Here is an 11,248-nt window from a genome sequence, read left to right as displayed (position 1 = left end):
GCCCTTATCTTTCACAAAGGAGCACTCATTAATGTAAAATCAGAATTTCTTGAAGAGGCAACCAAGGGAAAGGTTTATGCGAAATTTTGTTATATGGATCAGGTAATAGCAAACAAGGAGCTGATTGAAAAAATGGTTAATACCTGGGTTGAGCTGATGGATAAATAAATTCGCTTTGCCCTCTAAAGTCGTCTTGGCAGAACAATTTTCGAAACATTTCTTGCATGTACTAAGTCCTTGGTGAGTTTACTGCCTCCAGAACGACAATAAAGAAATACTGAGTTCAAGTCTAATTTTTAATTTATGGCTCATGCTGCTTTTATTTATAGCTCATTTTGTGGCTGTATTGAGCTATATTCTTTATTAAAATGAGCTTCATCTTGTGACGCATCAATGTTCGCTTTATTTCTTTTGGATAATCTTAAAACCGCTAAAAGATGCATCACCAGAGGCATCACCATAAGTAGCATGATAAACACCAACCTGTAAGCCGCTACTCCCCAAATCATCCCTTTTTACAGGGCTGCCAGGAAGATCTACCCAAGCCTTTCCATCACTGCTACCACGCATAAAAAATGTGTTTCCTACCCGTTGTATCTGCAGATGCCTATAAAAAGCCCACCCAGAGAGGTTGTTCGTCTGCTTTCTGCCGCCATTCCCAAGGTCGGTAACAATATTTCCAACGCCCCAGCCTGGCATAATGCCGTTTTGTAAAAGCATTCTTCCATTTGTTGAAGCTTTAACCATTATACCTGCCTCATTTGCACCATAGGCTTTCTTCTCCTTGAGCCCTAGCATATCTGAAAGCATTACCTCGGCGATAAAATCACCCTCAACATTGTTGTAGGCAAAAGGCCCTATTGCCTCCGATCCATCCCAAAATGTATTGTGCGAAACCATTTTTAGGATACCCGATTGTTGTATAACGGTATCTGCATTTCCCAATATACCATCCCAGGAAGTTCCTGATAGGCCATCTTTTGTTGCCGGAACTGACCGGGCCGCCCCACCCTGTTTTCTGATCACAAATTGTGAAGAATCTGTTCTAACAGCAAACGGAAGAGATGTTTGGGTAACATTTCCAAAATTATCCCTGATTTTCACCGTATAACGATAACTGCTTTGTGGAAGGACCGAAAAATCCATATAATCTGATGACCGTAACCATTTCGCATCTTCGTTATCTTTATCATTTTTAAAAAGATATTCGAGATCATTGCCTGGCAGTTCAGGTTTATCCGCCGCCATATAAACCATACCTGGTGTAACTGCCGATGGTTTTGAGGCAAATGATGCTTTTAAGTTGCCTGTGCCCAAGGTTTGTTTCCAAAAATTAAATTCTTTTAAGCAAGCACTATAATCAAGACCATAATTGTATATTGAAATTGATGATATTGCTGTTGTGGCACCTGGTCTTCCGCCAGAAGATTCAATCAAAATACGCTGGTCTCTTTGATTATTAGGTACCAGTGCATAACTGGCCGGTTTACCATTGATAAATACCTCGAACTTGCCCTGAGAAAAAGAACAGATTAACTGTTGCCATTTTCCATTACCCACTATCCTTACGGCTTTATTTCCTTTACCAAAAAACAGATCTGTTTTTGAACCAACAGCAGGTAAAAGAGAAAAAACAGCACTAAATGGTTTTGAAAAACCGACCTCTTTTGTAATGTTACCTCTCATAAGGATTTTACTACCATTGGCCAATACAGCAGCTGTTTTTCCATTAATATCGGCAACTTCCACATTCCCCTTGCACGTCAGTTCTCCCAAAGCTGCCCCATTATTGGGCCAGCTTGCTAAATCCCCATATTCAAGGTTTTTTGCAGCTGCGTACAGAACCGTATGGTTAGTTATGCCTTTTGTATAAGCTGCTTTAATCTCTGTATCGGTTAATGGGATATCATAAATTTTCAAAGCGGCCAGCGCACCAGAAAACCCTGAAGTTCCATCATCATTTCCGCCAACAAGAAACCTGGTAAGATTATTTACGAAAAGCATTCTTCTTTCTGCCCTATCCAATTTTCCATCAACATATATACGCTCCATTGTCCCATCAAAAACCATGGTAATCACATGCCACTCATTTGCTTTGGGTAAATTCCTATATCCTAAATTTGCCCAGCCAAGATGGGTGGCAGCGCCTGCACCTTTACTATTCCCATAACCTACCGCAGCATTGCTTAAATCAACACCACCCCGTCCTGTCCATGAAATGATGGTTTCTTCTTTATTAATCTCTGGGTTCAGCACCCACATACTCACGCTATAACTGCTATTCCCCAGCATAGATGAAGGCGCACGAACGGATGACGACAGGCGCTCGGTGCCAGAGAAAACCAAAGCTTTTTTTCCACCTATCATTGAAGTAACTGGCTTGTTTGTTCCGTTAGCAGAAAACACACCGCCCAATTTTCCATTATTTTGAACATGAGCTGCTATTGATCCTATCCGAAGGTGATCAAAGTTCAGATCCACCAACAGTCCCTTCGGTTCAAAATGTTGCAAAGATTCCCTTTTTTTGATGTTGGTGTTCATCACTGGATTATATTCGGCATTGTCGAAAACCTTAATGTTCCATATCGCCTTATTTAGGCCCGGATATTCTGTCCGTAAAATTGTTGTACGCAGATATCTGGCCTTAATGTTCCCAAAATCGACCATTGGACTTCCATGTTGGGTGTTTTTACTCTTATCAATGTACAGTCCCCATGTTTTGCCATCGAGCGAATATTCGATTTTGTATTGATAGTACCAGGTTGCATATTCAAATTGAGTATGTACACTTTTAACATCATAGACTCGGCCTAAATCAACTTGGATCCATGAGGGGCCGATATTGTTTTTGGCTTTCCATAAAGTTCCGTTATTATCATCGAATGCAAATTCTGATTTAAAATCCTGATCATAAGCTGAAGAGGCCACAGCAGTTTTGCCCAGCGCCAGATTTGGATGCGGATTCGCATTTTTTGCCAAATAGCCGATTCCGGAATGTGTAGGCACCAGCTTCAGTATATTTCCTTTCTCATCGAAGATCATTTTATCTGCCGCTACCTGCCTGTGATAGCCACCGTCGTTGTGTGGGTTATTATGCCGGTGATAAACCAGGTAAAAATCATCTCCCTGCTGCAGAACAGACTGATGCCCTGGTCCGTGCACCGTTCCATCGCCATTTGTGGCAAGGATTGGATTATCCGCGGCATACTTAAAAGGTCCCATCGGGTTGCTTGCAGTGGCATACTGTACCCTGTAAGTTCCATCTTCGCAATAACCGGATGAATAAGTAAGATAGTAGATTCCATTTCTTTTAAATACAAATGGAGCCTCGAAAAAGTCTTTTGCATCGGTATTTGGAATCTGAGCAAGTTTTGAAAAGGACTTCATGTCGTCATTCAATAAGCCAACACCGCAACCATGGCCCGGATAAATGCCCCAGGTACCCCAATACATATAATACTTACCATCGTCATCTTTAAAAGTCTGCCCATCAAGTGTGATCACCTTGGGTACCATAAAATTTGAAACTATTGGTTTTCCGGGTGCCAAAAGGGATGTCCATGGGCCAACTGGCGTTGCTGAAGATGCACCAAATATTTCAACGGGCTGACAGTAATATAGATAATACTTTCCATCAGGACCCTGTGTTGCATCCGGTGCCCAGTAATGATGGGTTGTTGGCCAGTTCATATCCTGCATGGTCCAGTTCACAAAATCTTTTGACGTCCATACCTGCGATGGTCCAAATCCGCCTCCATTGCCATCGGTTGTTGCATAAATATAAAAAGTATCTCCAAATTTTTTAACCGTTGGATCTGCAAAATAACCTGGTATAACAGGATTGCCCTGCCCCTTCGTCAAATGCCGAGATTGCGCCATTATAGGTTGGAAAGCGCTACATAAGAGAAAAAAAACGAAGAGGTTTAGATAAATGTTTTTCATAATTAATTGTTGATATCCCGACCTATAAAAACCAGAGTTGATTGATCAGGATGTAAATATAAATGAAGCGTCATCTAGATTTCCGTTGTATATTGATGCATAACATTATTATTTTAACCAAGCACCCCAATCTTTGTTGTACGGCGGGGTACTTGTTAAAATCTAGTAGCTATCAGATAAAAAAGAAGCATAAAAACACAGGGCTTCTTCATAGTTTTATCGATGAATTTTAAGGATTGTTTTTATTCAATATTCTTTAAATTCATTTGCGCTTAGTAAAAGATCCGGGTATAAAATATCTTGATATAAACAGATCTAAGAAGGGTCTTATTGATAAAATGATTTAAACATGAAAATATACAAAGTATTCTTGCGTACCATACTGTTCCCAACTATTTTAGCCATGGGTATCACTTCTGCCAATGCACAAAATGGAGATCAGATATTAGACGGGATCGGCGAAACAGGAATGAGTGCGCGTTATATCTTTAATGGAGATGCCAAAGACTGGTCTCGAAATAATTTTCATGCAAAATTTCAGGGCGACGGAGTCAAATTTATCAACGACAGCCGATTTGGAAAGGTTTTGTCGCTCTCTGGGGATAACAATTCCTTTGTCACAATTCCAGGAGAAGTATTAACAGATATAGAATCGCTCAGCATATCAGGATGGATATACCTCCGTTCTAAGCAGCCCGGCCAGCGGTTTTTTGATTTCGGGAAGGACGTAACCAAACATTTTTTTGTGGCCCCTGTTGGAACAAATGCTCAGGAAGGTTTCCAGACATCGATCACGGCAAAGGAAAACAATAAAAACACAGCGGTTTCTCCTGCTTTAGAACTGAATAAATGGATCTATATTACCATTGTGATAGATATTCCATCAAAATCTATGGTGACCTATGTGAATAGCAAGCCTGTGGCCGAAGCTAAGCACATCCCCCTGGAGTTAACAATGGTATTCGATCAGCAATCAGGGGCAAAAAACCTGTTGTATATCGGAAAATCGCTAGTACCGGGAGATCCTTATCTGAATGCCATGATACATGATTTCCGTATTTACCGGGTTCCGTTAAGTGCGGGGCAGGTTGCCGGAATTTATCGCAATGCCCAAAGAGGTAATCAGGAAAGTGCGGTAAATGTAGGTAAGCGTGAAGATGATCTCCCAAAGTTTTCTTCAGGCACTCCACAGCTTTACAATACTTATTTAGCCCATGTATCAGATATTCAGGTGGAAACAGAAGTAGGAAATTTACCACGGTTACCCAGTTATGTACCGGGCACCTACAAGAATAAGATGAAAGGTCCAAAAGTACGTGTGTTGTGGCCTTCTCCAACTGATAATAGCACGGTCTTGAAACCTGGAAGTTACACCGTTACCGGGCGTGTTGCGGGAACGTCTTTTCAACCTAAAGCATTTGTAACCATAAAAGCGCTTAAAAAATCAGCCTCGCCAGCCTTAAAGCTAGAACCATTTGCTTTAAACAGGGTTTCTCTACAAACGGATGTTCATGGCCATGCAACCAAATTTATCGAAAACCGTGATAAATTTATCAAAACATTAGCTAAAACCGCCCCTAACTCTTTCCTCTACATGTTCCGCCAAGCTTTTGGCCAGAAACAACCCGAAGGAGCAAAACCTCTGGGGGTATGGGACAGTGAAGATACCAAATTAAGGGGGCATGCCACAGGCCACTACCTTTCGGCAATTGCCCAGGCCTATGCTGGTACCGGATATGACAAGGCACTGCAGGCCAATTTCTCAAAAAAAATGGAGTATATGATCAATACACTCTATGAACTATCGCAATTATCAGGGAACCCTAAAAATTCAGATTCCACCTCGGTATCTGATCCGAGCGCTGTGCCGCATGGCCCCGGTAAATCAGATTATGATTCTGACCTTAGTGCATCGGGCATCCGTACAGATTATTGGAACTGGGGAAAAGGATTCATCAGCGCCTATCCTCCCGATCAGTTTATCATGTTGGAAAACGGAGCGAAATATGGAGGACAGAAAAACCAGGTTTGGGCCCCATATTATACCTTGCATAAAATTTTGGCTGGCTTAATAGACGTATATGAGGTAAGTGGCAATAAAAAATCACTTAAAATAGCTACTGACATGAGTGACTGGGTATATACCCGCTTAAGCCAGCTGCCTCAGGAAACGCTTATCAGGATGTGGAATACTTACATCGCCGGAGAGTACGGGGGCATGAATGATGTAATGGCCCGTTTATACCAGATTACAAATGATCCGAAATACCTAAAAACAGCACAATTATTTGATAATATAAAGGTTTTCTTTGGTGATACAGTACATTCGCATGGGCTGGCCAAAAACGTAGATATTTTCCGTGGACTGCATGCTAATCAGCACATACCCCAAATTGTAGGGAGTATCGAAATGTACAGGGTATCCAATAAACCTGAATATTACAGTATAGCGGATAACTTCTGGCACAAAATGGTAGACGATTACATGTATAGTATCGGAGGCGTTGCAGGTGCCCGTAACCCTGCCAATGCGGAGTGTTTTATTGCGCAGCCAGCTACCTTGTACGAAAATGGCTTCTCTGAAGGAGGGCAGAATGAAACCTGTGCCACCTATAATATGCTAAAACTGACCGGAGACCTTTTTCTATTCGATCAGCGGGCAGAGCTGATGGATTATTATGAGCGTGGCTTATACAATCATATCCTGGCATCTGTTGCCCTGAACAGTCCTGCCAATACTTATCATGTACCACTCAGACCAGGATCTGTTAAACAATTTGGCAATGCGGATATGACAGGTTTTACCTGCTGTAACGGCACTGCGATAGAGAGCAGCACCAAATTACAAAATTCAATTTACTTTAAAAGTAAAGATAACCAGGCGCTTTATGTGAACCTGTACATTCCCTCAATACTAACATGGACAGAACGCCAGATTAGGGTAGAACAGACAACAAATTTCCCAAAAGAAGACCACACCCGCCTCACAATTAAGGGCAGCGGAAAATTTGATCTCAATGTGCGTGTGCCAGGCTGGGCCACCAAAGGATTCTTTGTAAAGATCAACGGGAAAGAACAAAAGTTTCAGGCTGAGCCAGGCAGTTACCTAAAGATAAGCCGTACCTGGAAAAATGGCGATATTGTGGATTTAAAGATGCCATTCCAATTCCACCTCGATCCGGTTATGGATCAGCAGAACATTGCCAGTTTGTTTTACGGACCGGTATTGTTGGCAGCGCAGGAACCAGAAGCCAGAAAAGATTGGCGTAAAGTAACCTTGGATGCCAAAGATATTGGCAAATCAATCAAGGGTGATCCACAATCTTTACAGTTCACTATTGATGATGTTGTTTTCAAACCATTTTACGAAACATATGGGCGTCATTCTGTTTACCTGGATGTTACATTAAAATAAGCACTGTTGCGCTAATAGCTGAAGAATGGCCCCATAGGTCACACTTAATGTTTTTCACATTGTAAAATTCCAGTATAGGAATTTTGTTTGTGCTGGAGTATTGATTTATAAAAATTCAATCTCTCCTATGGTTTTAATCATTTATCGCTACCAGATGATTATCTCATTTTCATATCTTTTGGATAAAAAAGAGAAGAGGCTGTGTTCTTTTTGAAGAAACAGCCTCTCACAAAGCAAACAAAATCTTTACTTACTTGCCCTTTCAGTTAATTCTTTAACATTTTTGACCAGAAGACTAAATTCTTCTTTATCATATAATCTGGTTAAAAATCTGATGTAACCATCCCGGTCGATCACTACGTTACGTGTTACACCGGCTTTTTTATCGGCAAATTTCTGGAAAATTTTAGCGCCGGGATCTAGGGCCAATGGATAAGTGATATTCATGTCTTTGTGAAATTTCTGTACCACATCTAATGGTTCATCCCGATCAACACCGATCAATACCACATCTTTATTTTTATAGGCCTGCCAGATGTCCTTTTCTAAATAAGGCATTTCTTCTCTGCATACCTTACACCATGCAGCGGTGAACTGTAGAATGACAATTTTTCCTTTTAATTCTTTTAATGTGGTTTTCTTACCATCATGGAGTACCAGTTCAAAATCATCAGGGGCTTTATCTCCTACTTTTACCAGATAGCCTCTGCTATCGGCATTGGGGTTTTCGAATTTTGGTTGTTGCGCAAATCCACTAAGTGTAAGCAAAACTGCGGCTAAGGTTAATAGTTTAATTTTCATAATGATAAGTTTAAAGAGTTATAATGTTGTCTAAATTATTTTTCAGCGGCTTTCCAGCCTTCATCAAGTGCGGTGGCTACTTCGCCATATTTTCCTTTTTCGCCGAAGTAGGCGTTGCTACCAAAAGTATAAACGGGTTGTTTTACCAGATCGAGCTGGAGTTGCGGCAAAGGATATTCAGTTGGCGTACCGCCTACGAGTAAATTGTTCCTGCGCATAAAGGTAAATGGCAGAAATGCACCACCAGCGCCATCTATTTCAATGGCATATTCATAATGCAACTGTTTTCTCAAATCAGCCTGGTTTGCGGCAACATCAGGAAGCGTTCCTATGGCTTTTCTTACAGCGGCCGGATCATTTAGTATGGCAGCTGCGCCAGCATAATCCTTCAGCCAAAATTTGGATTCAGCCTTTAGTAACCTGATCTCTTCCGCCAGGAAATAAGGATTAACCGCACCAGGTGAGTTTAACGTGTTGGCTGTATTATACCATCTTTTTCGGTACCAATTGGTAAAAAGCCCACGCCCACGCGATTCGATAAATATTCCAAAACTTGTGGTGTATCCAAAATAACTATCAAAACGTTTATCGTTGCTGCTAATGTTGGGTAATATTCCGGTTAAAGGGTAAAATTTAGGGGTATTTCCGGTTTTATCGGCCAAATAGGCAATTTTAAGATCTGGTGGCAACCAACCAGAACCATCTGAATTGCGCTGTAACAAATTGGTCAATAACTGATTGTAATACCCCCCTGTTACCGTGGTGATCACAAAATCGGTGGTAAATCCTTTTTCGGCGTAGGCCAATACTTTATTCCATTGTTCATCGCCAATTTTTTCTGCTTCGGTCTTATCACGGGCCTCAGATGATAAAATCCTTGCAGCCATTGAATTGGCCAGTTTAATAAAGTCGGCTTTACTGAATGTTTTTCCGCTGAGGAAATCGAATTTAAACTGTGTATTCGCTTCAGCCAGTGTTATAGATTTATCAATCAGCTTGATTCCATTGGCAATTAAGGCCTTGTAAGAATCCGGAAAGTCTTTCGTGCTCAAGTTCACGTCATCCACAATAATACCACGGTCGAAAATAACACCAAGATAGCCTTGTGCTATTCCTTTGGCATAATAGGCCGCAACAAGGCAATCCTGCGTTCTATCTGTACCCTGTGTATCGTAAATCTTTTTACCCTGCTTTTCAATAATATCCAATGCCAGCGTGGCATCTAAATTGGCCTGATAAAAGTTATTGTAAAAAGTATTCCAGGTAACTGCACCACGGTAAGAAGTATTGTTATTGAGTCGTAGACGCGGTTCGTTCGCAAAATCCCACCAGGAAGAATTTCCGTTGGTATTGGTTGTCTGATCGGCTAAAAGACTAAAATGCGTGCCAGATGCACTTGTTGAGGTGCTAAAAATAGTTTGAACGCTACTTGTTGTGAGTTTAAGCCCGAGATCTTTTATCTGATCGATGGCTTCCTGATTCGTCAGCGTTGTTGGATTATCGAAATCTGTTTTTTTGCAGGCGCTAAGGCTTAAGGCAATAAGTGATATATAGAATATATTTTTCATTTTCTGTTCGTTAAAAGTTTAGCGTAAGTTTTGCGCTGTAAATGCGGTAGGTTGGATAATCGTAAAAATCCTGATTGCCTTCTGGCGTTACTCCGGTAAAGGATGTCCAGGTGTATAGGTTACGGCCAACTAATGCAAGTCTGGCATTACTTAGTACCCGGTTTATCCCAATAGCTTTTAGCGGCAGTTTGTAGCTTAACGAAACTTCTCTTAGCGATACGTAGCTGCTGTTCTGCAACCAGTAATCGGTGGTTTGCTGGGCATTAAAAACCGCTGTAGTAAAGGCAAGTGGCAAACCTGCCTGCGCCGCCTGATCAGAAAATGGGGAACGGTATTGATAAGTAAGATACTGTTGGGTTTCATTATATTTCTGGCCACCTTTTTTCCAATCCAACACCGCATATAGCGATAAAGGGCCGATATTGAAAGTATTTGAAAAACCGACAATAAAATCGGGCTGTGCATCTCCAATAATTTTCGAATTACCAGTAGCTGCATTTTGGTACAACAATGGTGTTTCAGCTGCCGTACCTTGCTGGCTTTTCAAAACCACAAACCCCAATTGGTTAACAGCAAAATCGCTCAGCTTGTAAATTCCACCTGCTGCATTGGTAACCAGCCCCTGCGCATTGGTTTCCAATTGATCGAGACCAGTGAGCACACTATAACCATAAAAGGCAAAAGGGCTTACTCCAGGTGCTTTTCTAAAATCGCCATCGGTAAACTCTGGTACATCACCCAATGAGGTTATTTTACTTCTAATTCTGCTAAAGGTAATTCCGGTGTTCCAGGTAAAGGCATTTTTGGTAACTACGTTGCCGTTAATTTCGAGCTCGAGCGAATTCGATTTTACTGCACCCAAATTCCCATAAATCCTTGCCGAACCTGTAGTTGGAGGAAAAGCCGGCACCAGGATAAAATCGTTTATACTTTTTGAAAACGCATAATTGGCCTGAACATTAATGCGTTTAAACAACTGCGCGTCAATACCAAATTCGAGTTCGGAGGTAATAGCCCTTTTCAGATCTGTATTTTCACGTTGATTATAGCTTACGCCGCCAGAACTGGATAAGGAAACCTGACTATCCTTAGCACCAAATGGAGGCAAACTTCCGGCCTTGCCATAGGCTACCCTCAATTTTAATTCGTTAATGATACCCAACTTCACATCTTCTGTTAACCGATATGCAGTAGATACCCTTGGGAAAAACGCTGTTCCAACATCAGCACCAAACCTCGAACTGTTATCCAGGCGGCCCAATACATCTATAAAAATCTTTTCCTTCCAAGCTGCTTTCAGGTTTAAAAAGTAACCGTAGTTAACTGTTTGTTCCCAGGTAGAGCCAATACTTCTACTATCAGCTGATGCCGCAGCTAAACTTTTAACAGGTGCACTCAGGTTATAGCCAGAACCAGATAATGAAGTAATCCTGTTTTCTTCGTATACCGCCTTTAACGTTGCCCCGAAGTCGAAATCGTTAAATTTATTATTATAGTTTAGCTGGGCCTGACCGTTTTTGGA

5 protein-coding genes are annotated in these 11,248 nt (G+C 41.3%); 1 reads left to right on the top strand and 4 read right to left on the bottom strand.

All coding sequences use genetic code 11. The features are described 5' to 3' along the window. Positions 1-402 precede the first annotated feature (402 nt). Positions 403-3,879: a family 43 glycosylhydrolase gene (locus tag AC1DND_RS07785; protein WP_477580531.1), complete on the bottom strand. Its 3,477-nt coding sequence runs from the start codon at positions 3,877-3,879 to the stop codon at positions 403-405. A 412-nt stretch (positions 3,880-4,291) separates the two neighbouring features. On the opposite strand from AC1DND_RS07785, the gene AC1DND_RS07780 reads away from it, so the two are divergent. Next, positions 4,292-7,357, top strand: coding sequence for a beta-L-arabinofuranosidase domain-containing protein (locus tag AC1DND_RS07780; RefSeq protein ID WP_477580530.1), 3,066 nt, complete (start codon positions 4,292-4,294; stop codon positions 7,355-7,357). 246 nt (positions 7,358-7,603) lie between these two features. Here AC1DND_RS07780 and AC1DND_RS07775 read toward each other — a convergent pair whose 3' ends face one another. The 3 genes from AC1DND_RS07775 to AC1DND_RS07765 all read right to left on the bottom strand — a co-directional run. Continuing rightward, positions 7,604-8,158 carry a peroxiredoxin family protein gene (locus tag AC1DND_RS07775; RefSeq protein WP_477580528.1) on the bottom strand — a complete coding sequence of 185 codons (555 nt, stop codon included), beginning with the start codon at positions 8,156-8,158 and terminating at the stop codon, positions 7,604-7,606. A 35-nt stretch (positions 8,159-8,193) separates the two neighbouring features. Beyond that, the gene (locus tag AC1DND_RS07770) at positions 8,194-9,726 is read right to left on the bottom strand and encodes a RagB/SusD family nutrient uptake outer membrane protein (RefSeq protein WP_477580526.1); all 1,533 of its coding nucleotides are present in this window, start codon (positions 9,724-9,726) and stop codon (positions 8,194-8,196) included. Positions 9,727-9,736: 10 nt separating this feature from the next. Next, positions 9,737-11,248, bottom strand: a 1,512-nt coding sequence (locus AC1DND_RS07765; RefSeq protein WP_477580524.1) for a SusC/RagA family TonB-linked outer membrane protein, incomplete at its 5' end; no start/stop codon positions are given.

This window comes from Pedobacter sp. 01N416 (genome assembly GCF_056399685.1).
This window is presented reverse-complemented; position numbering and strand designations above follow the sequence as displayed.

Bases quoted from the DNA above. Each gene is read 5' to 3' on its own strand.
- AC1DND_RS07785 (WP_477580531.1), bottom strand. From the start codon at position 3,879: ATGGCGCAATCTCGGCATTTGACGAAGGGGCAGGGCAATCCTGTTATA.
- AC1DND_RS07780 (WP_477580530.1), top strand. From the start codon at position 4,292: ATGAAAATATACAAAGTATTCTTGCGTACCATACTGTTCCCAACTATT.
- AC1DND_RS07775 (WP_477580528.1), bottom strand. From the start codon at position 8,158: ATGAAAATTAAACTATTAACCTTAGCCGCAGTTTTGCTTACACTTAGT.
- AC1DND_RS07770 (WP_477580526.1), bottom strand. From the start codon at position 9,726: ATGAAAAATATATTCTATATATCACTTATTGCCTTAAGCCTTAGCGCC.